The sequence below is a fragment of the Mycobacterium sp. SMC-14 genome (genome assembly GCF_046250075.1).
Taxonomy (GTDB): domain Bacteria; phylum Actinomycetota; class Actinomycetes; order Mycobacteriales; family Mycobacteriaceae; genus Mycobacterium.
This window is the reverse complement of sequence record NZ_CP176429.1, coordinates 833,819-857,456: the sequence shown is the minus strand read 5'-3', so window position 1 is coordinate 857,456 and position 23,638 is coordinate 833,819. Positions and strand designations below refer to the sequence as shown.

The 23,638-nt window shown below is 68.8% G+C and carries 26 protein-coding genes and 1 riboswitch; of the genes, 12 read left to right on the top strand and 14 right to left on the bottom strand.

The features are described 5' to 3' along the window. The first annotated feature begins 220 nt into the window (after positions 1-220). A complete protein-coding gene (gene sepH, locus ACKY0W_RS04140) occupies positions 221-997 on the top strand; it encodes a septation protein SepH (RefSeq protein ID WP_409436510.1) in 777 nt (258 codons plus the stop codon). On the opposite strand, the gene ACKY0W_RS04135 is transcribed toward sepH, so the two are convergent. Together ACKY0W_RS04135 and ACKY0W_RS04130 are read right to left on the bottom strand one after the other, a co-directional pair. Next, complete coding sequence (locus tag ACKY0W_RS04135) at positions 988-1,263, bottom strand: DUF2537 domain-containing protein (protein ID WP_046283597.1); 276 nt, start codon at positions 1,261-1,263, stop codon at positions 988-990. The genes sepH and ACKY0W_RS04135 overlap by 10 nt on opposite strands. Continuing rightward, on the bottom strand, positions 1,260-2,093 hold the full coding sequence (locus tag ACKY0W_RS04130; protein WP_409436509.1) for a TrmH family RNA methyltransferase: 834 nt from the start codon (positions 2,091-2,093) through the stop codon (positions 1,260-1,262). Before ACKY0W_RS04130 ends, ACKY0W_RS04135 begins: the two co-directional genes overlap by 4 nt. 39 nt (positions 2,094-2,132) lie before the next feature. On the opposite strand from ACKY0W_RS04130, the gene ACKY0W_RS04125 reads away from it, so the two are divergent. From ACKY0W_RS04125 to ACKY0W_RS04115, 3 genes are read left to right on the top strand one after another with little or no spacing between them, the layout of a single operon-like run. Beyond that, on the top strand, positions 2,133-2,390 hold the full coding sequence (locus ACKY0W_RS04125; RefSeq protein ID WP_409436508.1) for a DUF2530 domain-containing protein: 258 nt from the start codon (positions 2,133-2,135) through the stop codon (positions 2,388-2,390). A gap of 32 nt (positions 2,391-2,422) precedes the next feature. Further along, positions 2,423-2,881 (top strand): SRPBCC family protein, encoded by a 459-nt coding sequence (locus ACKY0W_RS04120; protein ID WP_409436507.1) that lies wholly within the window; start codon positions 2,423-2,425, stop codon positions 2,879-2,881. Between the two features lie 57 nt (positions 2,882-2,938). After that, positions 2,939-3,514 (top strand): hypothetical protein, encoded by a 576-nt coding sequence (locus ACKY0W_RS04115; RefSeq protein WP_409436506.1) that lies wholly within the window; start codon positions 2,939-2,941, stop codon positions 3,512-3,514. Here ACKY0W_RS04115 and ACKY0W_RS04110 read toward each other — a convergent pair. Continuing rightward, positions 3,511-4,530: a DUF3027 domain-containing protein gene (locus ACKY0W_RS04110; protein ID WP_409436505.1), complete on the bottom strand. Its 1,020-nt coding sequence runs from the start codon at positions 4,528-4,530 to the stop codon at positions 3,511-3,513. The two genes, ACKY0W_RS04115 and ACKY0W_RS04110, sit on opposite strands and share 4 nt — an antisense overlap. A gap of 227 nt (positions 4,531-4,757) precedes the next feature. Between ACKY0W_RS04110 and ACKY0W_RS04105 the strand changes: the two genes are divergently transcribed. Beyond that, the gene (locus tag ACKY0W_RS04105) at positions 4,758-6,344 is read left to right on the top strand and encodes an MFS transporter (RefSeq protein WP_409437643.1); all 1,587 of its coding nucleotides are present in this window, start codon (positions 4,758-4,760) and stop codon (positions 6,342-6,344) included. A 7-nt stretch (positions 6,345-6,351) separates the two neighbouring features. Continuing rightward, positions 6,352-6,861, top strand: coding sequence for a DUF2771 domain-containing protein (locus ACKY0W_RS04100; RefSeq protein ID WP_409436504.1), 510 nt, complete (start codon positions 6,352-6,354; stop codon positions 6,859-6,861). 3 nt (positions 6,862-6,864) lie between these two features. Here the strand turns inward: ACKY0W_RS04100 and ACKY0W_RS04095 are convergent, their stop codons facing one another. The 5 genes from ACKY0W_RS04095 to ACKY0W_RS04075 all read right to left on the bottom strand — a co-directional run bounded on the left by ACKY0W_RS04095 (position 6,865) and on the right by ACKY0W_RS04075 (position 11,873). Further along, positions 6,865-7,866: a glutathione S-transferase family protein gene (locus tag ACKY0W_RS04095; protein WP_409436503.1), complete on the bottom strand. Its 1,002-nt coding sequence runs from the start codon at positions 7,864-7,866 to the stop codon at positions 6,865-6,867. Positions 7,867-7,917: 51 nt separating this feature from the next. Beyond that, a complete protein-coding gene (locus ACKY0W_RS04090) occupies positions 7,918-9,840 on the bottom strand; it encodes an acyl-CoA dehydrogenase family protein (RefSeq protein ID WP_409436502.1) in 1,923 nt (640 codons plus the stop codon). Positions 9,841-9,949: 109 nt separating this feature from the next. Next, positions 9,950-10,600 carry a sterol desaturase family protein gene (locus ACKY0W_RS04085; RefSeq protein ID WP_409436501.1) on the bottom strand — a complete coding sequence of 217 codons (651 nt, stop codon included), beginning with the start codon at positions 10,598-10,600 and terminating at the stop codon, positions 9,950-9,952. Beyond that, entirely contained in the window at positions 10,597-11,319 is a 723-nt protein-coding gene (locus tag ACKY0W_RS04080) for a FadR/GntR family transcriptional regulator (RefSeq protein WP_409436500.1), read from the bottom strand. The genes ACKY0W_RS04085 and ACKY0W_RS04080 overlap by 4 nt, the downstream gene beginning before the upstream one ends. Before the next feature lie 140 nt (positions 11,320-11,459). Beyond that, positions 11,460-11,873, bottom strand: coding sequence for a cold-shock protein (locus ACKY0W_RS04075; protein WP_406756189.1), 414 nt, complete (start codon positions 11,871-11,873; stop codon positions 11,460-11,462). Between the two features lie 339 nt (positions 11,874-12,212). Here ACKY0W_RS04075 and moaA point away from each other — a divergent pair, with 339 nt between their 5' ends. The 3 genes from moaA to ACKY0W_RS04060 all read left to right on the top strand — a co-directional run bounded on the left by moaA (position 12,213) and on the right by ACKY0W_RS04060 (position 14,951). Further along, positions 12,213-13,226: a GTP 3',8-cyclase MoaA gene (gene moaA / locus ACKY0W_RS04070; RefSeq protein ID WP_409437642.1), complete on the top strand. Its 1,014-nt coding sequence runs from the start codon at positions 12,213-12,215 to the stop codon at positions 13,224-13,226. 3 nt (positions 13,227-13,229) lie between these two features. Beyond that, positions 13,230-13,511: a MoaD/ThiS family protein gene (locus tag ACKY0W_RS04065; RefSeq protein WP_409436499.1), complete on the top strand. Its 282-nt coding sequence runs from the start codon at positions 13,230-13,232 to the stop codon at positions 13,509-13,511. A 303-nt stretch (positions 13,512-13,814) separates the two neighbouring features. Next, positions 13,815-13,991: riboswitch (cyclic di-AMP (ydaO/yuaA leader) on the top strand. A gap of 9 nt (positions 13,992-14,000) precedes the next feature. Next, on the top strand, positions 14,001-14,951 hold the full coding sequence (locus ACKY0W_RS04060; protein WP_409436498.1) for a transglycosylase family protein: 951 nt from the start codon (positions 14,001-14,003) through the stop codon (positions 14,949-14,951). A gap of 70 nt (positions 14,952-15,021) precedes the next feature. Here ACKY0W_RS04060 and ACKY0W_RS04055 read toward each other — a convergent pair whose 3' ends face one another. Genes ACKY0W_RS04055 through ACKY0W_RS04040 form a run of 4 tightly spaced genes read right to left on the bottom strand, consistent with a single transcriptional unit; the run spans position 15,022 to position 16,604 of the window. After that, a complete protein-coding gene (locus ACKY0W_RS04055; RefSeq protein WP_409436497.1) occupies positions 15,022-15,459 on the bottom strand; it encodes a molybdenum cofactor biosynthesis protein MoaE in 438 nt (145 codons plus the stop codon). Beyond that, positions 15,456-15,935 (bottom strand): molybdenum cofactor biosynthesis protein B, encoded by a 480-nt coding sequence (locus ACKY0W_RS04050; RefSeq protein ID WP_409436496.1) that lies wholly within the window; start codon positions 15,933-15,935, stop codon positions 15,456-15,458. Before ACKY0W_RS04050 ends, ACKY0W_RS04055 begins: the two co-directional genes overlap by 4 nt. Further along, a complete protein-coding gene (moaC, locus tag ACKY0W_RS04045; protein ID WP_409436495.1) occupies positions 15,932-16,405 on the bottom strand; it encodes a cyclic pyranopterin monophosphate synthase MoaC in 474 nt (157 codons plus the stop codon). The genes ACKY0W_RS04050 and moaC overlap by 4 nt, the downstream gene beginning before the upstream one ends. A 10-nt stretch (positions 16,406-16,415) precedes the next feature. Further along, positions 16,416-16,604, bottom strand: coding sequence for a hypothetical protein (locus tag ACKY0W_RS04040; protein ID WP_046282658.1), 189 nt, complete (start codon positions 16,602-16,604; stop codon positions 16,416-16,418). Between the two features lie 62 nt (positions 16,605-16,666). On the opposite strand from ACKY0W_RS04040, the gene ACKY0W_RS04035 reads away from it, so the two are divergent. The 3 genes from ACKY0W_RS04035 to ACKY0W_RS04025 all read left to right on the top strand — a co-directional run bounded on the left by ACKY0W_RS04035 (position 16,667) and on the right by ACKY0W_RS04025 (position 21,180). Then, positions 16,667-18,979 (top strand): helicase-associated domain-containing protein, encoded by a 2,313-nt coding sequence (locus ACKY0W_RS04035; protein WP_409436494.1) that lies wholly within the window; start codon positions 16,667-16,669, stop codon positions 18,977-18,979. Between the two features lie 84 nt (positions 18,980-19,063). Further along, entirely contained in the window at positions 19,064-20,719 is a 1,656-nt protein-coding gene (locus ACKY0W_RS04030; protein ID WP_409436493.1) for a DNA repair helicase XPB, read from the top strand. A gap of 35 nt (positions 20,720-20,754) precedes the next feature. Next, positions 20,755-21,180 carry a pyridoxamine 5'-phosphate oxidase family protein gene (locus ACKY0W_RS04025; protein WP_409436492.1) on the top strand — a complete coding sequence of 142 codons (426 nt, stop codon included), beginning with the start codon at positions 20,755-20,757 and terminating at the stop codon, positions 21,178-21,180. A gap of 15 nt (positions 21,181-21,195) precedes the next feature. Here the strand turns inward: ACKY0W_RS04025 and ACKY0W_RS04020 are convergent, their stop codons facing one another. Beyond that, complete coding sequence (locus ACKY0W_RS04020; RefSeq protein ID WP_052741087.1) at positions 21,196-21,480, bottom strand: hypothetical protein; 285 nt, start codon at positions 21,478-21,480, stop codon at positions 21,196-21,198. A 12-nt stretch (positions 21,481-21,492) separates the two neighbouring features. Next, positions 21,493-23,625: a 3-hydroxyacyl-CoA dehydrogenase NAD-binding domain-containing protein gene (locus ACKY0W_RS04015; protein ID WP_409436491.1), complete on the bottom strand. Its 2,133-nt coding sequence runs from the start codon at positions 23,623-23,625 to the stop codon at positions 21,493-21,495. Positions 23,626-23,638: the final 13 nt, after the last annotated feature.

Here is a 23,638-nt window from a genome sequence, read left to right as displayed (position 1 = left end):
GCTGAACCGCCGGGTCCATGCGGCGGTCCCAGCTTCACCTCTCCTTCGTCGAGCCTCGCTGAACCGCCGGGCTCATGCGGCGGTCCCAGCTTCACCTCTCCTTCGTCGAGCCTCGCTGAACCGCCGTAATCGGATCGTTATAACGCCCGCGTGTCACGACGGGCGGGGCCGTTCACTGGACTAGAGTCCGCACGTAACCGGGCGTTCGCAAGGAGAAGTCATGCGGGAACTGAGGGCCATCGGCCTCGACGTCGACGGCAAACACATCATCTGCGAAAGCGCCGGCGACGGCGAAGACCACACCGAGATGTTCCGGGTGCGTATCGACGACCGGCTGCGCGGTGCGGTCCGCGGCGAGGGCCACCGTGTAGGCCAGAACCCGGCCGATTCGGGCAGCAGCATGCTCCGCCCCAAGGACATCCAGGCGCGGATCCGCGCCGGGGCATCGGTCGAACAGGTGGCCGCCGCCGCTGGTGTGGACGTCGCCCGGGTGGAGCGCTTCGCCCACCCGGTGCTGCTGGAGCGGTCCCGGGCCGCGGAACTCGCGACCGCCGCCCACCCGGTGCTGTCCGACGGCCCGGCCGTACCGACCCTGCTGGAGGTCGTCACCTCCGCGCTGGTGTCGCGCGGCTTGAGCTCCGACAGCAGCAGCTGGGACGCATGGCGCAACGACGACGGACGATGGACGGTGCAGCTGGCCTGGAAGGCCGGACGTTCGGACAACGTCGCCCACTTCTGGTTCACTCCGGGCGCGCACGGCGGGACGGTGACCGCTGTCGACGACGCGGCCATGGAGTTGATCGACCCCGGCTTCGGCCGTCCGCTGCGGCCGGTTGCCGCGGTGGCCGAGTTGGACTTCGAGGCTCCGTCCGCCCCCGCAGTCATGGAAGAGGAGCCGGTGCAGCAGCGCCCGGGGACCCGCGCCCGCCGCAGCAAGCCGGAAGTCCCTGGGTGGGAAGACGTCCTGCTCGGGGTGCGCTCGACCGGTCAGCGCTGAGCAGCCAGCGCCAACAGCACCAACCACGCGCCCGCCACGCCGATTCCGGCGCCCAATGCCAACCATCGCAGCACCGGGGTGCGTCGCCAGCCCCACACCGTGGGCGCCAGCCCGCCCACCGCAATCAGATTGAGCGCCACCGCCAGTGCCGGGTGGACGCGCAGCAGCCCCAGGCTCAACACCGTGATCGCGGTCCCGGTCACCGCCGCGACGAACCCCGCCACAGTCAAACCCGTCCCCCACGGCGTACTGGGGGTGGACGTCATTCCGGCAGCCTAATGCGCTCGTAGAACGCCAGTGCGGCTGCGGTAGCGACGTTGAGCGAGTCGGTTCCCCGCGACATCGGAATGCGGACTCGCATGTCGCTGGCGCGCATCGCCCGCTCCGACAGGCCCGGCCCCTCCGCACCGACAAGCACCGCCACCGGCTCGTCGCGCACCTTCGCCATCGCACTCGACAACAGCTCGGACCGCGGATCCGGTGTCATCGCCAGCAGCCGGAAACCCTGCCCGCGCAGCATCTCTAGATCCCCGGGCCAGTCCTCCGAGCGGGCGAACGGCACCAGCAGGGCGTGCCCCATCGAGACGCGCACCGAGCGCCGGTAGAGCGGGTCGGCGCAGCCACTGCCGAAGACCACCGCGTCCACGCCCAGACCGGCACCGTTGCGAAAGATCGAACCCAGGTTCTCGTGGTCGTTGACACCCTCGAGCACCGCGATCGTCCGGGCCCCGGCGACCAGGTCTGCCACCGACGGCTCCGGCACTCGCGACGCCGCGGCCAGCACACCCCGGTTGAGGTGAAAGCCCACCGCTTCGGCCATCACCTCGGCGGACACCCGGTAGTACGGGACGTCCGGGGCGCCGGGTGCGGTCAGGTCGGGCGTCAACTCGGCCAGGCGCCGATCGGTGCCCAGCAGCGCCCGCGGGGTGAACCGCGATGCCAGCATCCGCTGCACCACCAACACCCCTTCGGCGATCACCAGCCCCTTGCCGGTGGGCAGGTCCGGGCGACGGTCGATGCTGTTCAGATCGCGGAAATCATCCAGCCGGGAATCGCGGGGGTCATCGATATCGACAACATCGACGATCCTGGCCACTGCGGGGACTTTACCGGCGAGGCGCTAACGTCAACGGCGATGACCCCTCAGCCCTCCCCCGAGCCGCCACCGTTGCCGACCGCCCTGCTGCGGATCTGGCCGGTGATCGGCGCCGGCGTCACGGGTTTCTGCTGCGCGACCATCGCCGCGTTCACGGTGCCCGCACTGGAAGGATGGCGGCCGGTGAGCGTGGCGGGGCTCGGCGTCGGGATGGTGGGCACCACAATCTTTCTGGTGCAACGCGGGGCGGCGCGACGCGGCGCGCGCGGTGCCCAAACCGGGCTGGAACACGAATAGTGTTACGAACCGACGATTCGAGGAGGAATGCCATGGCAGCCCCGCTGTTGACGGCACAGGTCGACATCCATGCACCGGTGGCCAAGGTCTGGGCACTGATCTCCGACTTCCGGCGGATGCCCGAGTGGAGCCCGCAGTGCCGGTGGATGAAGCCGCTCGGTGCGGTGGGCCCGGGGACCCGCACGATCAACTTCAACCGGCGCGGCTGGATGTACTGGCCCACCAGCTCCGTCATCACCGAGTACATCCCGGAGCGCAAGCTGGCCTTCCGCGTCACCGAGAACCACAGTGTGTGGACCTATGAACTCGAGCCGACCGCCACCGGTACGCGGGTGGTCGAAAGTCGGCACGTCGAAAACGGCAACACCACCAAAGTCTCGGCGTTTTTGGTGGGCAAGTTCATGGGCGGCACGCCCACCTTCGAACGCGAGCTGGTCGAGGGTATGAACGCATCGCTGAGCAAGATCAAGGCCGCCGCAGAGAACGCCTGACGCCTCTGTGGCGGCGGAGTAACGTCCCCTGAAGTGGGGAGACACTGGGAGGAATCCATGGAAACCGTGAAATCCGCAGTGCGACTGCCGAGTATCGCCGTGGCAGCGACCGCGCTGGTGGCCGCCGGCCTGACCCCGGTGGTCGCGTCACCCGAAATCAGCACCCGCGCCGCGGCCGCGGTGTCGGCCGAGGTGACGCTGGCCGCCAACGCGGTCGTCGACAGCTTCGACACCCTCGCCGGGCTCGCGCCTTTCGACATGTCCAGCATTGCCGACGAGCTCAACGTCCCGGGCACAGTCGACCTGTCCGACGTCCTGCCCGGCGCGGCCGACGCGTTGGACGTTCCCGGCGCCGCCGACGCGTTTGACATCGTCGGCCTGTTCAACGCGGAAGTGGCTGCCGCCGTAGGACTGTTCAACCGGTTCATCAGCCTGCCGTTCACGTTGTTCAACGACTTCGAGAACTTGTTCACCAGCCTGATCAACCTCGACTTCGGGATGGCCTTCAGTCAGGCAGCCACCATCCCGCTGGACATCGTCAACTACGTGGTCGGCCTACCAGGCGCGGTGGTCAACACCGCTTTCAACATGCTCTTTGTGCTCCCGGGCGAGTACCTGTTCAACTTCGGTTAGGGCGTCTCCGGCTCGCCCGGCTCCCCGGATTCCCCTGGGACGTCGGCGATGTCGGCGGATGCGTCGGCGACCGTCTCAGCAGCGTCAGCCTCGGCGTCGGTTCCGGCTTCGGCCGGTTCCGGCGCCGCTGCTGTCTCGGCGAGCGCTTCGACGGGAGCTTCGATCGATTCGTCCGCCGGCTCGATGGTTTCGGTCACTTCGTCAGCCGCGTCAGCCACCTCGCTCACCTCGGTAACCGGTTCGGCTGCGGGAACCGGCGCGACGTCGACGATCTCCAGCACGCCGTCGTCGTAGGGCTCGTACGCCGGGGATCCGGCGCCTGCGGGCGCCGGAGTGTCGCTGTGCGCGCCGCAGCCGTACCGGTTCTCAACCACGTGTCCGTCGGCGGACATCTCGTTACCGCAGACGCCGAACACCGTGCCCAGCTCACCGGCGAGTGGCAGGTAGAAGCCGCAGTCGCGGCAGACCCGCTTGGTGGACCGCGCCATCGCCGAATCCGGACCGTGCTCGCCGTCGTGCCAGCGCTGCGCCGCATCGGCGCGGCCCACCGGGCTCATCAGCCAGCGTCGGCCCAGGCCGATCTCGCCGGCCACCTCGTCGAGCTGCGGGTCGCCGCTCGAGGTGTAACCGGGCACCAGTCGCGGATCGTCGGCGGGCGGCGCCAGCAGGTCCCCCGGACCCAGGTCGCCGGGCCGCACTCGCTGGTCCCACGGCACCCATTCCGGAGCCAGCAGGGCCGTGGGGCCGGGCACCAGCACGACCTCGCTGACCGTGGGCTCCGTGGCGCCCGGGATGGCCGCGACGACGACGGCCCACTGCCAGCCCTGATAACCGGGCAGCACCGCACCGAACCGGTGGGTGGCGGCGGTCGGGTCCTCATAGTCGACCCCCAGGTGCTCGCCGACGGTGTCGGCGCCGCTGAACTCGGCGACGGCCGAGCGAGCCTGCTCGACGGCCGCGGCCAGCACCGTGGGTACGGCGATGATCGCAGTGGCTGATTCTGCGCTGGGTCGCATCACGCGGGTCCCTTCCGTTCAATGACGCCCCTCATACTGCCGCAGCGTGGCTCCATCAGCCACATGCAGGCACGACCACGGCCTGCGCGATCGCGCGGCGGACATAGGGAAGAATCGCGGATGTGTCTGCACGGCGTCGTGATCCCTCCGAACCGGGCCGGCGCCGCCGTCCGCCCCCGGCCCCCGGCCGCGGTGCGCGCAACGGCTCGGCCGGCCAGCACCCCGGCATGGCCAACTACCCCAGCAACAACACCGGTGACCAGCGACAGCGCAAGCCCATGCCCAGCTCCAACCGGTACCTGCCACCGCTGCGCGAACACACCGACACGCCTCGCCGTCCCGAGCCCTCGAGCGGTTCGGGTGCCGGCGACCGCGTCACGGTAACCCGAGCCGCCGCCGCCCGAAGCCGCGAAATGGGCTCGCGGATGTATGGGCTGGTGCAACGGGCCGCTACCGCCGACGGCGCCGACAAATCCGGACTGACCGCACTGACCTGGCCGGTGGTGGCGAACTTCGCGGTGGACGCGGCGATGGCCGTCGCGTTGGCCAACACCTTGTTCTTCGCGGCGGCCGCCGGGGAGAGCAAGGGCCGCGTGGCGCTGTACCTGCTGGTGACAATCGCGCCGTTCGCGGTGGTCGCGCCGCTGATCGGTCCCGCCCTGGACCGCGTCCAGCACGGCCGACGCGCAGCGTTGGCCATGTCGTTCGCGCTGCGTACCGCCTTGGCCCTGGTGCTGATCGCCAACTACGACGGTGTCGCGGGCACCTTCGGCTCCTGGGTGCTCTACCCGTGCGCGTTGGCGATGATGGCGCTGTCGAAATCGTTCACGGTGTTGCGCAGCGCGGTGACGCCCCGCGTCATGCCGCCGTCGATCGATCTGGTTCGGGTCAATTCCCGGCTGACGATGTTCGGCCTGCTCGGCGGAACGATCGTGGGCGGCGGCGTCGCCGCAGCCGCTGAGTACACCTTCACCCGGCTGTTGCAGCTGCCGGGCGCCTTGTTGGTGCTCGTGGCGGCCTCGGTGGCCGGGGCGGTCCTGTCGATGCGGATCCCGCGATGGGTGGAAGTGACCACCGGCGAGATCCCGACCACCTTGAGCTACCGCTTCGACGAACGGCCCCGAAGCTGGCCCGAACAGGTCCGGCGGGCCGGCGGGGCGTTGAGCCAACCGCTGCGGCAACCGCTGGGCCGCAACATCATCGCCGCACTCTGGGGCAATTGCACCATCAAGGCCATGGTCGGGTTCTTGTTCTTGTACCCGGCGTTCGTGGCCAAACAGCACGACGCCGGCGGGTGGGTGCAGCTCGGCATTCTCGGGTTGATCGGAGCTGCCGCTGGCGCGGGCAACTTCGCGGGGAACTTCACCAGCGCCCGACTGCAACTGGGCCGCCCCGCGGTGCTGGTGGTGCGCTGCACGATGGCTGTGACCGCTGTCGCGCTGGCGGCAGCGGTGGCCGGCACCCTGGTGATGGCGGCGGTCGCCGCGCTGGTGACCTCGGGAGCCAGTGCGATCTCGAAAGCGTCGCTGGACGCCGCACTGCAAGACGACCTGCCCGAAGAGTCGCGGGCATCGGCGTTCGGCCGCACCGAATCCACCCTGCAGCTGGCCTGGGTGTTGGGTGGCGCGCTGGGGGTGCTGGTATACACCGACCTGTGGGTGGGCTTCACCGCGATCACCGCTCTGCTGATCCCGGGTCTGGCCCAGACCATCCTGTCGTTCCACGGCGACTCGTTGATTCCCGGCCTGGGGGGCAACCGGCCGGTGCTGATCGAGCAGGACGGTGCCCGCCTCGATCCGGCAAGACAGGGGTGATGTACAGGTGAAACGCTCGACGGCCGTGCTGGTGGCGGTGCTGACGGTGGTGACCGCGGCGCTCGCCGGATTCGGCACCTGGTGGTTCACCCGGGCCGAAGAGCCGCTGCCGCCGCAGATCAGCGTGTACTCCAGCGGGCACCTCACCCGCACCGGGCCGTACCTGTACTGCAACGTGCTCAATCTCGATGAGTGCCTGCTGACCGAATCGCGAGGCACGTTGACGGTCGACTCACGTCATCCCGTGCAGCTGTCGGTGGACGAAAGCATCGGGCGAGCGCCGTGGCAACTACTGCGGCTTTACGACGACCCGGCCGACTCCACCGGCAGGGTGTACCCGCCGGGCAGCACCCTGGCCGTCACCGTCCCCACCGTGGATGCGCAGCGCGGTCCGCTGCGCGGGTTGGTGGTGCAGCTGCTCACCCTGGTCGTCGATTCCAGCACCGGCGAGCAGTTCGCGGTACCGCACGCCGAGTGGGCGGTGGGTATGCGCTGGAATCGTCACGCGCTGGGTTGACGGCTAGGCACCGTGGCCGGCCGGCACCCGCTCGCCGGCCGGAACCGGGCCCGGCGGAGTTCCGTCACCGAACGGCCTGCCGCCCAGCGCTTCACGTCCATGCGGGAGGAGCCAATTCGCCAGGTCCGGCCCGTCGGGAACGATCCGCGACGGATTGATATCGGCGTGCACGATGTAGTAGTGCTGCTTGATCTGGACGAAGTCGGTGGTGTCGCCGAAGCCGGGCGTCTGGAACAGATCTCGGGCGTAGGCCCACAGCACCGGCATCTCGGACAGCTTCTGCCGGTTGCATTTGAAATGTCCGTGATAGACCGGGTCGAAGCGGGCCAGCGTGGTGAACAGTCGGACGTCGGCCTCGGTGATGGTGTCCCCCACCAGGTATCGCTGATCGGCAAGACGCTCGCTGACCCAATCCAGCGCGATGAAGAGCCGGTCATAGGCGGCGTCGTAGGCCTCCTGGGTGCCGGCGAAGCCGCACCGGTAGACCCCGTTGTTGATCTCGGTGTAGATCCGCCGGGCCACCTCGTCGATCTCGTCGCGCAGCGGTTCGGGATACAGCTGCGGAGCCCCGTCGCGATGGTAGGCCGTCCACTCGGTGGAGAAGTCCAGAGTCATCTGGGCGAAGTCGTTGGTCACCACCGCACCGGTGGGCACGTCGACCATCGCCGGAACGGTGATGCCCTTGGGATAGTCCGGTATGCGCTTGAAGTAGGCGTCCTGCAGCCGTGGAATCTGCAGCACCGGGTCGACGCCGCCGGGGTCCAGGTCGAAGGTCCAGCTGCGCTGATCGTGGGTGGGGCCGCAAAACCCTATGGAGATAACCTTTTCCAGCCCGAGTAGCCGCCGCACGATGATGGTGCGATTGGCCCACGGGCAGGCCCGTGCGACGACCAGCCGGTAGCGGCCCGGTTCGACCGGATACCCATCACGGCCATCGGCGGTGATCCGAGTGGAGATGTAGTTGGTGTCGCGCTTGAAGTCGCCGCCGGCGAGGTAGCTGGCCATGACTACCAGAGTGCCACGACTGGAGCACCGCAGATGGTCCGAAGTGCCCGGCTAACCGAACCGGCGCGCCACGTTCGACTCGGTGGAGGCTCCCGGTTCCCAGTGTGCGATCCACGGCCCGGTGCCCTCGGACGGATCGAGGATGCCGTCCTCTAGCCAGATGTAGCGGTCCTCCAGCACCGCGTGGGCCAACCGGGTGTCGGCGCGGTCGGTGTTGGTCCACAACGCGGCGAACAACGCCTCGACCCGCAGCCGGGACTGCTCGCAGAACGCGTCGGCCAGCTGATAGGCCTGCTGCCCTTCGGCCCGGTCGGCCACCCGCTGCGATTCAGCGCGCACGCACACCGCGGCCATCGCGAACAGCTCCGCCCCGATGTCGACGACGCGCCCCAGAAATCCCTGCCTTTTCTCCAGGCCGGCCTGCCACCGGGCCATGCCGTAGAAAGTGTTGCGTGCCAGCTTGCGTGAGTGGCGTTCGACGAAACGCAGGTGCGTCGCCAACCTGCCGAACTCGCGGTACGCCATGGGACGTTGCCCTTCCCCGAAGAGCAACTGCGGCAACCATTTTGCGTAGAAGCCGCTGGCCGCGGCGGCGGATTTGGCCTTCTGCCCCAACCTGGCCTTGGGGTTGGCGAGATCGCCTGCGGCGCTCAGATGGGTATCGACGGCCTCACGCGCGATCAGCAGGCGCATGATCTCGCTGGAGCCCTCGAAGATCCGGTTGATCCGCAGATCCCGAACCTGCTGCTCCACCGGTACCGCCCGTTCGCCGCGCGCGGCAAGTGACGGGGCGGTCTCATAGCCGCGACCGCCACGAATCTGCAACAACTCATCGGCGATGACACACGCCATCTCGCTGGACCACAACTTGGCCAGCGCCGCTTCGATCCGGATGTCGTTGCGGCCCTCGTCGGCCATCTGGCCGGACAGCTCCAGTACCGCTTCCAGCGCGTAACTGGTGGCGGCGATGAACGCGATCTTCGTGGCGACGGCTTCGTGCTCGCCGACCGGCCTGCCCCACTGGACCCGCTCCCGGGACCACTGCCGAGCGATCTTCAGTGACCATTTCGCCGATCCGGTCGCCATCGCCGGAATGGCCAAGCGACCGGCGTTCAGGGTGGTCAGCGCGATCCGCAGGCCGTCGCCCTCGCGTCCCACCAGGTTCTCGGCGGGCACTCGAACCTTGTGCAGCCGGGTCACGCCGTTTTCGATACCGCGCAGCCCCATGAACGTGTTTCGGCGTTCGACGGTGATCCCGGGTGAATCGGCTTCCACGACGAAGGCACTGATGCCTCCGCGGTGGCCGTCGCCCTTGGGCACGCCCGCCATCACCACCAGCAGTTCAGCCACCACACCGTTGGTGGTCCACAGTTTCACCCCGTCCAGCTCGTAGGCCTTCCCATCCTCGATCGGTCGTGCCGTGGAGGCCAGTCGCGCCGGATCGGAGCCCACGTCCGGCTCGGTCAGCAGGAATGCCGAGATCGCGCCGGCCGCGCAACGTGGCAGGAACATCTGCTTCTGCTGGTCGGTGCCCGCCAGCTTGAGTGGTTCGGGCACCCCGATCGACTGATGGGCGCTCAACAGCGCCCCGAGGCTGGGATGCACGCTCGACACCAGCATCAGGGCCCGGTTATAGGCGACCTGCGACATGCCCAGGCCGCCATACTCGACGGGGATCTTCAGCCCGAAACAGCCGAGCCCGGCCAGTCCCTTGACGTATTCGTCGGGGATCTGTGCGTCACGCTCGATGACCGCGCCGTCGACGGTGTCGAGAAACTCCCGCAGCCTGCCCAGAAAGTCCTCGGTGCGCGCTGCGTCGTCATCGGCCGGCCGCGGAAAAGGATGGACGAGCGGCAGGGGAAACCGCCCGAGGAACAGTCCCTTGGCGAAAGAAGGTTTGTCCCAGCCGCTCTCGCGAGACTCCTCGGCAACGGCTCGTGCCTGTTCCTCGCTGACCTGCACCTGCTGCGTCATCGGACACCTCCTGAACCAGCCACCGCCGGAGAACCGCTGCCTCCGGAGGATTAACCAGTTGGTGTCAAACCAAACGCCGTCGTGCCGCCGCGACCCCGGGCACGACGATTCAGCCGGTCACCGTAGGCGCGTGCAGGTTTCGCACGGTCGGCGACGATTCCACCGTGCGCGGATCCGGGTAGGTGCCCAGCAGGCGATCGGCGGTGCCGGAGCTGGTCACGGTGAACCAATAGTTCTCGTTCTTGAAATGGTGATACCGGTGGTTGCGCCACACCGCACAGTAGATCGCATGGCGGGGCTTGTAGTCCGTGTGGACGAGGTAGTGAATCCATTCGTAGAAGACCAGGAACGTCGCGATGGTGAGCACGAACGTGAGCCCTTTTCCGGTGTCCCCGAAGGCGAGCAACACCAAGGGCGTTAGGGCGATGATCACAATCAGGCTGGGCCACGGAATGAAGATCAGCGGGATGTCGCGCGGGTCGCGGTGATGCAGACGGTGGTCACGGGCCAGGCGCGAGTCGATCGTGATGCCCACCACGGTGCGCGGGCGCCAATGCAGGATTCCGGTATGGATCAGCCACTCGCCCAACGGCGAAAAAGCAAGGAGCGCAACGGCAATGATCGCGTCACCGATCGACCAGCCGCCCACAGCCAGGCGCGCCGCCCACAGTGCGACCGCCCACGTGAGGAGCATCCAGGGGCTGGGGTGCCGAATGAATTCGGCGAAGGCCTCCCGCAGGGTCTGCTGTTTCCGCGTCATTGCGGGCCCTCCAACTGGCTGGCGAGCTCGGCGAAGGCGGCGCTGCCGAGGTCAAGTAGCTCCGCCGCGGCCAGACGGGCGCCACCTCCATCACCGGCGGCGATGGCTTCGGCGAGCGATCGGTAGTGCTCGATATCGTTGACCTCGGCAGCCATCACGTTGACGAGCGCGTCGAGGACGGGCACGTATGCCTGATTGAGAGTGTTGAACAACAGCCGAAAAGCGATGGACTCGGCGCTGTCCACGATGAGTTCCCAAAACCCAAGGGCACGCCACATGCGTTGCACGGGTTCCGATTCGGCTTCCAATTCGTCCACCACGGTGCGCAGCCGGGCGCGGGCGTCGTCGTTGGCGCGGGCAGCTGCCAGCGCGGCCACCTGCGGACCGATGATGGCGCGGGCCTCGATCACGCTGGCCAAGGTGGCGCGGTCGACGTCGCCGCCGTGCACCAGTAGCAGCGGCAACACGTCGAAACCGGCTTCGGCACGGAAATCGCGAACCACCGTGGACCCACCCTGGCGGACCTGGATGAGGCGCGCTCGGTCCAGGCGGCCCAGCGCCTCCCGGACAGCGGCGCGCGATACCCCGAGCGCCTCGGACAGGGTCCGCTCGCTCGGCAGGGTGTCCCCGGGCGTCCGGTCACCGGAGAGCACCTGGCCGGCGAGCTGGGCGAAGATCTCGTCGGGTATCGACTGACGATTGATCGGCTGCAGGGTCATGGCCGAACCCTAGCACGAAAAATGGCCGGAGGTCTGGTGGTCAGACCAGTTGCCTGGGCGGCGCTGCGCCGCTGCTGCCTTTTCAGTAGTCAGTCAACGACGATCGCCACCCGCAGTGGGATCGCCAGCACCGGCTGGTTTCAGGCGTCCAATTCGCGGGCCACGGCCTTGACCACCTCGGAGATCTGCCGAGCGGTCTTGCGGTCCGGGTATTTGCCCTTGCGCAGCTCCGGCTGCACAGTGCCTTCCAGCAGGGTGATCATGTCCTCGACCATGCCGTGCAGCTCATCGGGGGTGTGCCGGTGCTCGACAGCCGGCGCCGCCTCACGGCGGGTCCGCGACAGGCTCGGCGGCGGGTCGATCAACTTCACCGTCAGCGCCTGCGGCCCGCGACGTCCGGCGGCGACGCCGAACTCGACCCGCTGGCCCGCCTTGAGACCCTCCACACCGTCCGGCAGGGCCGAGGCGCGGACGTAGACGTCCTCACCTTCTTCCTGGGACAGGAAGCCGAAGCCCTTCGCGGCGTCGTACCACTTCACCTTGCCGGTCGGCACTGGTCTCACCTGCTTGTCTTGCTTGATCACGTACTCGGGGACATAAAGGAAGCGTCCCGCCTGCGCAGGACGCGTCAGCAGCCGATCTTACTAGGACACAGACCCGCAAAACACCCAGGTTTCCTCGGTAGGCTGGCGAAGCCGCTGGAGGAGACAAGGACCGGACACCGAAGTCGCACGGTCGCTCCCCGGCCGACCGAATCGGATACAGATATGACGTTGAGGCAACCGGGTCCGCGCACCCCGGCACCACACACGGATGCTGCCGACGCGGACCACCAAGAGGCGGCCCGGAAGGCCGCCTTCCACGAAGCCGTGGAGCGTGCCGTCGCCACGCAGATGCCGACCACCGGTCCGTTGGTGGACACCTTCGGCCGGGTACACACCGATCTGCGGATCTCCCTGACCGACCGCTGCAACCTGCGCTGTACCTACTGCATGCCGGCCGAGGGGCTGGACTGGATTCCCAGCCAGCACCTGCTGAGCGACGACGAGCTGATTCGGCTGATGCGGATCGGTGTCACCCGACTGGGCATCGCCGACATCCGGTTCACCGGCGGTGAGCCGCTGCTGGCCCGCCACCTCGAAGGGGTGGTGGCCGGCGCCGCGGCACTGCGCCCGCGGCCCGAAATCGCCTTGACCACCAACGGCCTGGGACTGGCACGCCGGGCGGGCGCCCTGGTGGCGGCCGGGCTGGACCGCATCAACGTGTCACTGGACACCGTCGACCGCGCTCATTTCGCCGAGATCACTCGCCGAGACCGACTGCCCGACGTACTCGCCGGCCTCGACGCGGCCGCCCAGGCCGGGATGCGGCCGATCAAGGTCAACGCCGTGCTCGATCCCAAGATCACCGGCGACGACATCATCAGCCTGCTGCGCTTCTGCCTACTCCACGGCTATCACCTGCGGGTGATCGAAATGATGCCGCTGGATGCCGACCACAACTGGAACCGCGACGCCGGGCTCAGCGTCGAGCAACTGCTGGAGACGGTGCAGGCCCAATTCACCCTGCGGCCCGATCCGAAGCCGCGCGGCTCCGCGCCGGCCGAGCTCTGGCTCGTCGACGAGGGCCCGCAGACCCCGGCAGGCACGTTCGGGATCATCGCGTCGGTGTCACGGCCGTTCTGCGGAGACTGCGACCGGACTCGACTCACCGCCGACGGCCAGATTCGCAACTGCCTGTTCTCCATCGAGGAGTACGACCTGCGCGCCCTACTGCGAGACGGTTCCGATGACGACGCCATCGAGCAGGCGTGGCGGGCCGCGATGTGGACCAAGAAGGCCGGCCATGGCATCAACGATCCGGATTTCATCCAGCCGGACCGCCCGATGAGCGCGATCGGCGGCTGATCCATGACCCATCAGACCGACGTCACCGATACCGGCGTCGCGGTGACGGTCCGCTACTTCGCTGCGGCGCGGGCCGCGGCCGGGACCGAATCAGAGACCGTCAGCGTGCCCCTCGGAGGCGGCGTGGCCGTCTTGGCGCAGACCCTCGCCGCCCGCAATGAGCGGCTGGCGGCGGTGCTGAACCGGTGCTCCTACTTGCGCGACGGGGTCGCGGTGCGCGACCAGGAGGCGGCTTTGCGGCCCGGTGAAACGGTCGACGTACTGCCTCCGTTCGCCGGCGGTTAGCGAGTCTCGACGAAGGAGAGACGAAGCTGGACCGCCGAATCAAACCCGGCGGTTAGCATGATCTACGTCACATAACGAATTGATCACGGACCGACAACAGCTTGATTTAGTGTGCTCTGACCTGCGCAAACACTGGCGGTTCCTGGTGGTTTGAGAAGAACCAGCGATGAAAACACCCGGGAGCGTCAAGGGTGACTCGGCGGGTAAGACCGGTTACGGTACATCTCCGGGTGTATCGAAAAATTTTCCGTTCGATCCACCTTTCCTCACCCGTAGCGCCGAGCTCCATCCAACGGGAGAGGAAAACCACAAATACCTGATGGATGGAGGCGGGGGACCCACCGGGTCCGCCGAGAGCGGCCCTGAGGCCCTAACCGGCCTCTCGGGGTGAAGCCGACGACGCACCGCGTGCATCAAGGCCGGGCAGTCCCCCCTGTCCGAACCCGACGCTGACCTCGCAGGCGTAGACAGAGAGGAATTCACCACCGTATGAGTGGACGGCATCGCAAGCCCACCCAATCGAACGTCAACATCGCCAAGATCGCTTTCACCGGAGCTGTGATCGGTGGCGGCAGCCTGGCCCTCGCCGGGACCGCAGCCGCGGCTACCGATGACGAATGGGACCACGTAGCCCGGTGCGAATCCGGCAACAACTGGGGCATCAACACCGGTAACGGCTACCAGGGCGGGCTGCAGTTCTCGCCGAGCACCTGGAGCTCACACGGTGGCAGCAAGTACGCCCCGTCGGCTCACCTGGCCAGCCGCGAGCAGCAGATCGCGATCGCCGAGCACGTGCTGGCAACGCAAGGCCGTGGCGCCTGGCCGGTCTGCGGTCGCGGACTGTCCGGCGCATCGCAGCGCGAGGTTCCGGCAGCGCCGCCGGCCGACGCCCCGATCGACAACCCGGATGTCAACGGCGAGGCCGTAGCCCTGGACAACCCGATGGCTCCCCCGCCCGCTCCCGAGCCCGCACCGTGGTGGGCTCCCCCGGCCCCCGAGGCGCCGGCTCCCGCAGAGGGCGCCGCACCGGTGGCTCCCGCAGGCTGGATGCCGCCGGCTCCCGAGGCTCCCGCTCCGGAGGCCCCGGCCCCCGAGGCCCCGGCCCCGATCGCCGAGGACCTGCCGCCGGCTCCCGAGGCTCCCGCTCCGGAAGCCCCGGCCCCCGAGGCTCCGGCACCCGAGGCCCCGGCCCCGATCGCCGAGGATGTCCCGCCGCCGGCCCCCGAGGCTCCCGCGCCTTGGTGGAACCCGGAGGCTCCGGCACCCGAAGCCCCGGCCCCCGGCGACGAGGTAGCTCCGGCTCCCGGTCCGGACGGCAACCGGCAGGAAGCGGTCTCGGTCGGCTTCCACCAGCAGCTGTGGCAGGCCGTTCGGTCGGAGAACATCAGCGGCAACGACGCGCTGGACGCGTTCGCGCAGCAGCCCAGCCGGGTTATGTAACGCACCTGGAAAAACCACGAAAAAACGGGGGCCGGATTACCGGCCCCCGTTTTTTGTGTCCTCCCGACCATCAGGCCGAGCCGACCCACTCCTCGGTGTCGTCGGCGAAGAACTGATGCTTCCACACCGGCAGCCGCGCCTTGATGGTGTCGACAAGCAGCGCGCAGGCCGCGAAGGCCTCCCGGCGGTGATCGGCCGCCACGGCAGCCACCAGAGCGGCGTCACCGATGTGCAGCACACCGATTCGGTGGCTGGCCGCCAACGCGCGGACCCCGACCGCCTGCTCGGCAACCTCGGCCAGCACTTCGGCCATCACCTGCTGCGCCGTCGGGTGTGCGGAGTACTCCAGTCGGGTGACCTGTTGGCCGTGGTCGTGATCGCGGATCATGCCGACGAAGCCGACGATTGCTCCGGCGGCGCGATGGCCCACCAGCTCCTCGTGTTCGGACAGCACGATGGGCTGCTCGGTGATGGCGGCCCGCAGGACCTTCGGGCCGGTGGCCGTCACCGGTGGTCTCCGCCGGCGAGCTGGTCCAGGGCGTGATCCAGGACGTCGGCAAGCACGCCCAGCCCGTCGCGCACCCCACCGGACGACCCGGGCAGGTTGACGATCAGACTGCGACCGGCCACGCCGCACACGCCGCGAGACAGTACCGAGGTCGGCACCTTCGGCAGCCCGGACCGGCGGATGGCATCGGCCAAGCCGGGGATCTGGTAGTCGAGCACCGTGAGGGTCTGTGCCGGGGTGTCGTCGGTCGGCGAGATCCCGGTGCCGCCGGAGGTGATGATCAGCGCGGGCCGAGCGGCCACCGCGGCTCGCAGCGCGGCACCGACGGGCTCGCCGTCCGAAACGACCTCCGGCTGCACCGGGGCGAAGCCGCGCTGCGCCAGCCACTCGGCGATGATCGGCCCGGTACGGTCGGTGTACTCACCGGCCGAGGCTCGGGTGGAAGCGATGATGATGCGGGCGATCCGGGCACTCATGAGCGCTCCCAGGCGCCGGTACGGCCACCGTCCTTGCTCAGCACCCGAATGTCGTCGATGACCGCGGCCCGGTCGACCGCCTTGATCATGTCGTAGAGAGTCAGTGCCGCCACGCTGACCGCGGTCAGTGCTTCCATCTCGACCCCGGTGCGGTCAGTGGTGCGTACCGAGGCGGTGATGTCGATCTGGGATTCGCCGATGGTGAAGTCCACGTCGACTCCGGTCAGGGCCAGTTGGTGGCAGAGCGGGACCAGATCGCTGGTGCGTTTGGCGGCCATGATGCCGGCCACCCGTGCGGTCGCCAACGCGTCACCCTTGGGCAGTCCGCCGGCCGAGATCAGCTGGACCACGTCGGCGGTGGTGCGCAGCACGCCGCCGGCGACCGCAACACGCTTGGTGGTCGCCTTGGCGCTGACGTCGACCATATGGGCCGCACCCCGATCGTCGAGATGTGAGAGCGGCCCGGTCATGGCGTCACCGCTACCGGTTGACGACGGTGACCGGATGCAGGTAGGGCAGCTCGTCGGACGGCAGCGGGAACACGAGGTCCCCGAACGGCGACAGTGCGCCGGTCCGATCGGTGCGCAGCTCGCTGACAGCGGGTTCGCCGTCGGTCTTCGGCCAACCGTTGTCGACGTACCGGTTCTTGTTGTCCTGGTTTCCAGCCACGGCACCATTCTGACAGGTCGCGATCGACGACGTTCACCGGTTGGGCCTTACGCTGGTCGTCGATGACCGAACGCGCCCGGGGTGTCCCACTGGGGTCGTGGCTGGCCGACCTGCCCGACGAGGATCTGATCCGGCTCCTGAAGCTACGGCCCGACCTCGCCCAACCACCGCCGGGCAGCATCGCCGCGCTGGCGGCGCGGGCCCAGGCCCGTCAGTCGGTTCGGGCTGCCACCGACGAGCTGGATTTTCTGCGGCTCGCTGTCCTGGATGCGCTGCTGGAATTGCATGCCGACGCCACCGGCGTGCCGGTCGCCGATCTGCTGGCCCTGCTCGGCGAGCGCGCCCCCGCCGACGCGGTGACCGAGGCGCTGACCGACCTGATCGAGCGGGCGTTGTGTTGGGGTTCGACAGAACCGGACGGCGTGTTGCGCATCGCCGCCGAGGCAGGCGCCGGCCTGCCGTGGCATCCGGGCCAGGTGACCCGCGAGGATCCGGCACACGGCGAGGCCGACATCGCCGCGCTTCGCGAAGCCATCGCCGATCTGGCAGCGCCGCAGCATGACCTGCTGGACAAACTGCTGACCGGTTCCCCGATCGGGCGCACCCGCGACGCCGCGCCCGACGCGCCCCCGGAGCGTCCGGTGCCCCAGCTGCTGGCGGCGGGACTGCTGCGCCGCGTCGACGACGAGACGGTGATCCTGCCGCGGCTCGTCGGGCAGCTGCTGCGGGGCGAACAGCCGGGCCCGATCGCGTTGCACGAGCCCGACCCGGTGGTGTCGCAGACCACCGCGGCCGATGTCGACGCGGCGGCGGCCGGCGCGGTGATCGACGTGTTGCGCGAACTCGACGTGATCCTGGCCAGTCTGGGCGAAACGCCGGTGCCGGAGCTGCGCAGCGGCGGGCTGGGCGTACGCGAGGTCAAGCGACTGGCCAAGGCCACCGGTGTCGACGAGATCCGGCTGGGCCTGCTGCTTGAGGTCGCCGCGACCGCCCGGCTGATCGCGGCCGATTTTCCCGACCCGGCGAGCGTCGATCAACGGGACTGGCCCGACGCCGACGGCCCCTATTGGGCGCCGACGGTGCTCGCCGACCGGTTCGCCGAGCAGTCCACCGCGGAGCGCTGGCATCTGCTGGCTGCCACCTGGCTGGATCTGGCGGCCCGGCCGGGTCTGATCGGCAGCCGCGGCGCCGACGGCAAACCCCGCGCGGCCCTGTCCACCCCGCTGTTCTCCACCGCCGCCCCGATGGATCGCCGGCTGCTGCTGGGCATGCTCGCCGAGCTGCCCGCGGGCGCTGGGGTCGACGCCGTGACCGCATCGCAGGCGCTCATCTGGCGCCGGCCGCGCTGGGCCAACCGGTTACAGCCCGGCCCGGTGGGCGAACTGCTCGACGAGGCGCACACCCTGGGTGTCCTGGGCCGCGGCGCGCTCAGTACCCCGGGACGGGTCCTGTTGGCCGACACCGACGCCGCCGACGGAGCCGCCGCGGTGGCCGCGATGGCCAAGGCGTTGCCCGAGCCGATCGACCACTTCCTGGTACAGGCCGATCTGACCGTGGTGGTGCCGGGACCACTGAAGCGTGACCTCGCCGAGGAGCTGGCCGTCGTCGCCACCGTGGAATCGGCCGGCGCGGCGATGGTCTACCGGGTCTCCGAACAGACCATCCGGTCCGCTCTGGACGTGGGCCGTACCGGTGCGGGGCTGCGGGCATTCTTCGAGAAGCACTCCAAGACCCCGGTGCCGCAAGGGCTGAGCTACCTGATCGACGACGTCGCGCGCCGGCACGGCCAGCTGCGGATCGGCTTGGCGGCCTCCTTCGTGCGGTGCGAGGATCCCGCGCTGCTGGCCCAGGCCGTCGCCGTTCCGGCCGCCGAGGCACTGTGCCTGAGGCTGCTGGCCCCGACGGTGGCGGTGGCGCAGGCTCCGCTCGCCGACGTGCTGGCGGCGCTGCGCAACGCCGGTTTCGCCCCGGCCGCCGAGGATGCCTCTGGAACGATCGTCGACATCCGGCCGCGCGGGATGCGGGTGCACACCCCGGCGGAGCGTCGCGGGCACCGGCCACACCCCGGTCCTGGTGATGACAGCCTGACCGCGCTGGTCCGGGTGCTGCGCACCGTGACGTCGGCGCCGTTCGACAACATCCGGCTGGACCCGGTGACCGCGATGATCATGCTCAAGCGCGCGGCGCTGGAGCGGGCCACGGTGCTGATCGGCTACGTCGACGCCGCCGGCGTGGCCACCCAGCGCGAGGTGGCCCCCACCCAGGTCCTGGGCGGCCGGCTGATGGCATTCGATTCGACCTCGGGGCAGATGAAGGATTTCGCGATTCACCGCATCACGTCGGTCTCGTCGGCCCCCGACGACGCAGCGCACTAGCGACGCATGTCGGGGCGGTCCGGATAATGGGCCCATGCGCGCTGCCGACGATGCAGAGCGCCAGCGATGAGGAGGAGCGGCGCCATGAGCGGAGTCGACGGGCCGTTGATCGTCCAATCCGACAAAACCGTGCTGCTCGAGGTCGACCACGAACAGGCCGGTTCGGCGCGCGCCGCCATCGCGCCGTTCGCCGAGCTCGAGCGCGCCCCGGAGCACATCCACACCTACCGCATCACCCCGCTGGCGTTGTGGAACGCCCGCGCCGCCGGCCATGACGCCGAGCAGGTGGTCGATGCCTTGGTCAGCCATTCCCGGTACGCGGTGCCGCAGCCGCTGCTGGTCGACATCGTCGACACCATGGCGCGCTACGGGCGTCTGCAGCTGGTGAAGAGCCCGGTGCACGGCCTGACCCTGGTGAGCCTGGATCGCGCGGTGCTCGAGGAGGTGCTGCGCAACAAGAAGATCGCGCCGATGCTCGGTGCCCGCCTCGATGACGACACCGTCGTGGTGCATCCCAGTGAGCGCGGCCGGGTCAAGCAGATGCTGCTCAAGATCGGCTGGCCGGCAGAGGATCTGGCGGGTTACGTCGACGGCGAGGCCCATCCGATCGACCTGGCCCAGGACGGCTGGCAGCTGCGCGACTATCAGGAGATGGCCGCCGACTCGTTCTGGTCGGGTGGTTCGGGGGTGGTGGTGCTGCCCTGCGGTGCCGGCAAGACACTGGTCGGAGCCGCGGCGATGGCCAAGGCGAAGGCCACCACGCTGATCCTGGTCACCAACACCGTCGCGGGCCGGCAGTGGAAGCGCGAACTGGTGGCGCGCACGTCGCTGACCGAAGAGGAGATCGGCGAGTACTCCGGTGAGCGCAAGGAGATCCGGCCGGTCACCATCGCCACCTACCAGGTGATCACCCGGCGCACCAAGGGCGAGTATCGGCACCTGGAGTTGTTCGACAGCCGCGACTGGGGGCTGATCATCTACGACGAGGTGCACCTGCTGCCCGCGCCGGTGTTCCGGATGACCGCCGATCTGCAGTCCCGCCGCCGCCTGGGCCTGACCGCGACGCTGATCCGCGAGGACGGCCGCGAAGGCGACGTGTTCTCGCTGATCGGGCCCAAGCGTTACGACGCACCGTGGAAGGACATCGAGGCGCAGGGCTGGATCGCCCCGGCCGAGTGCATCGAGGTGCGGGTCACCATGACCGAGAGCGAGCGGATGACCTACGCGGTCGCCGAGCCCGAGGAGCGCTACAAGTTGTGCTCGACGGTGCACTCCAAGATCGCGGTGGTGCGCTCGATCCTCAAGCAGCATCCCGGCGAACAGACCCTGGTGATCGGTGCCTATCTCGACCAACTGGAGGAACTGGGCGAGCAGTTGGACGCCCCGGTGATCCAGGGCTCGACACGTACCGCCGAGCGCGAGAAGCTGTTCGACGCCTTCCGCCGCGGCGAGATCTCCACCCTGGTGGTGTCCAAAGTCGCCAACTTCTCCATCGACCTGCCGGAAGCGTCGGTGGCCGTGCAGGTCTCGGGCACCTTCGGGTCACGGCAGGAGGAGGCCCAGCGGCTGGGCCGGCTGCTGCGCCCCAAGGCCGACGGCGGCGGCGCGGTGTTCTACTCGGTGGTCGCTCGCGACAGCCTGGACGCCGAGTACGCCGCGCACCGGCAGCGGTTCCTGGCCGAGCAGGGGTACGGCTACATCATCCGCGACGCCGACGACCTGCTCGGTCCGGCAATCTGAGGCAGCCCTCCCCGATCGCGGCTAGCCTCGAAAACATGGCGCTGTCCAAGGACGAACGCGAACAGTTTCTCGCCGAGCCGCACATCGCGGCACTCTCGGTGGACGCCGGCGCCGGCCGTGGTCCGCTCACGGTGCCGATCTGGTACCAGTACGCACCCGGCGGCGAGCCCTGGGTGTTGACCGGGGCCGGGTCGCGCAAAGCCAAGCTCATCGAGGCAGCCGGCAGCTTCTCGCTGATGGTGGAGCGCACCGAGCCGACGCTGCGCTACGTCGCTGTCGACGGCACCGTCAGCCGTATCGAGCCCGGCACCGACGACCTCCACGCCGAGCTGGCCCACCGCTATCTGCCGCCCGATCGGGCCGAGAAGTTCCTCGAGTACGCGTTGGCCCAACTGGGCGAGCAGGTGGTCATCTATCTGCGTCCCCAGCACTGGATTTCAGCAGACCTGGGGGCCATCTAAGCCCCGGCGTTCGGCTCAGCGCACGCAGACGTCGGCCGGCAGCAGCAGCATCACCGGCCACAGCGCCACCGAGGTCACCGTCGCCACTTCGTAGACGCTGGACGGTGGTATGCCGTACTGCCGCTCGGCCTGCGCTTGGAGCCGTTCGACGCCGTCGGGGTGCAGAAACAGCCACACCACGCCGGCGATCACATAGACCAGGCCGAGCCACAGCGCCGCCTCGATCAGCGCCCCGACGCTCACCTGGCGGTCCAAGAAACGCAGAATCCCCCGAAACCGCGGGGTTTCGGGGGATTCCACGTTGTCACCTGATTACAGCAGCGATGCCGGCGGGTTGAACCGGTCGCCGTAGGTGGCGGCCAGTTCCTTCGCCCGGGCCACGAACGCGGCCTTGCCGCCGGGGTAGCCGGTGATGAACTGCGCGGTGCCACCGGTCCAAGCCGGGAACCCGATGCCCATGATCGCGCCGATGTTGGCGTCGGCGGTCGAGGTCAGCACGCCCTCGTCGAAGCACTTCTGGGTTTCCAGTACCTCGGCGAAGAGCATCCGGTCGATCATGTCCTGCAGCGGCGGGGTGGAGCTGCCCGAATTGAACGTCTCCCGCAGGCCCGACCACAGACCGGTGCGCTTGCCGTCGACGTACTCGTAGAAGCCGGCACCCTTCAGACGCGACGGACGACCGATCTCGATCATCTTGTCGACGACCTCTTCATTCCGCTGCTTGGCCAGCGTGCCACCGGCCGCCTCGACACCCTCGCGGGTGGCCGTGGCGATCTTCTGCATCAGCTCCAGGTTGAGCTCGTCGCAGAGCTGCAGCGGAGCTGCCGGGTAGCCGGCCTGCAGACCGGCCTGCTCGATGCTGGCCGGCTCCACGCCCTCACCGAGCATCATCAGCGCCTCGTTCACGAAGGTGCCGATCACGCGCGAGGTGTAGAAGCCGCGGCTGTCGTTGACCACGATCGGGGTCTTCTTGATCGCCAGCACGTAGTCGAACACCCGGGCCAGCGCCTCGTCGGAGGTCTTCTCACCCTTGATGATCTCCACCAGCGGCATCTTGTCGACCGGCGAGAAGAAGTGGATCCCGATGAAGTCCTCCTGGCGCTTCACGCCGGTCGCCAGACCGGTGATCGGCAGCGTGGAGGTGTTCGATCCCAGCAGCGCGTTGGGCTCGACGATGTCCTCGATCTCCTGGAAGACCTTGTGCTTGAGGTCCTGACTCTCGAACACGGCCTCGATCACGAAGTCGACGCCGGCCAGGTCCTGCGGGTCGGCGGTCGGGGTGATCTTGTCCAGCAGAGCCTGCGACTTCTCAGCGGTGGTGCGACCCCGCTCGAGCGCCTTGGCTTCCAGCTTCTCCGAGTAGCCCTTGCCGCGCTGGGCCGCCTCGAGGGAGACGTCCTTGAGCACCACGTCGTAGCCCGCCTTGGCCGACACGTAGGCGATGCCGGCGCCCATCATCCCGGCACCGAGCACACCGATCTTGCGGATCGGCGTCTGCGCGATGCCCTCGGGCCGGCTGCCGCCGCCGTTGATGTGCTGCAGGTCGAAGAAGAACGCCTGGATCATGTTCTTCGCGACGTTGCCGGTGACCAGCGAGATGAAGTAGCGGGTCTCGATGCGGCTGGCGGTGTCGAAGTCCACCTGCGCGCCCTCGATCGCGGCCGCCAGGATGGCGCGCGGCGCGGGCATGTTGGCCCCCTTGACCTGCTTGCGCAGCAGGGCCGGGAACGACGGCAGGATGGCCGCCAGGGCCGGGGTGGCCGGGGTGCCGCCGGGCATCTTGTAGCCCTTGGCATCCCACGGCCGCACACCGGCGTCGGGGTTGGCCTTGATCCACGCCTTGGCGGCGGGCACCAGTTCCTCGACGGTGGGCAGCACCTCGTCGACCAGGCCGATCTCCTTGGCCTTGGCCGGCTTGAAGCGGGTGCCCTGCGCCAGCACGTTCATGAAAGCGTTCTGGATGCCCAGCATCCGCACGGTGCGGGCGACGCCGCCGCCGCCGGGCAGCAGGCCCAGGGTGACCTCGGGCAGGCCGAGCTGGCTGCCCTTGGCGTCGGCCGCGATCCGGTGGTGACACGCCAGCGCGATCTCCAGGCCACCGCCGAGGGCGGCGCCGTTGATGGCGGCCACGACCGGCTTGCCCAGGGTCTCCAGGGCGCGCAGGTCGGCCTTGATGCCTTCGCACTGGTCGAAGACGGCCTGGGCGTCGGCCGGGCCGACGTGGATCATCGCCTTGAGGTCACCGCCGGCGAAGAAGGTCTTCTTCGCGCTGGTGACGACCACACCGGTGACCGAATCCTTCTCGGCGATCAGGCGCTGTACCGCGTTGTGCATGGACTCGCGGTAGTGGTCGTTCATGACGTTGGCCGACCCGGTCGGGTCGTCCAGGGTCAGCGTGACGATGCCGTCGGCATCCTTGTCCCACTTGATGGTGTTCTCTGCCATTTTTTACAAGCCC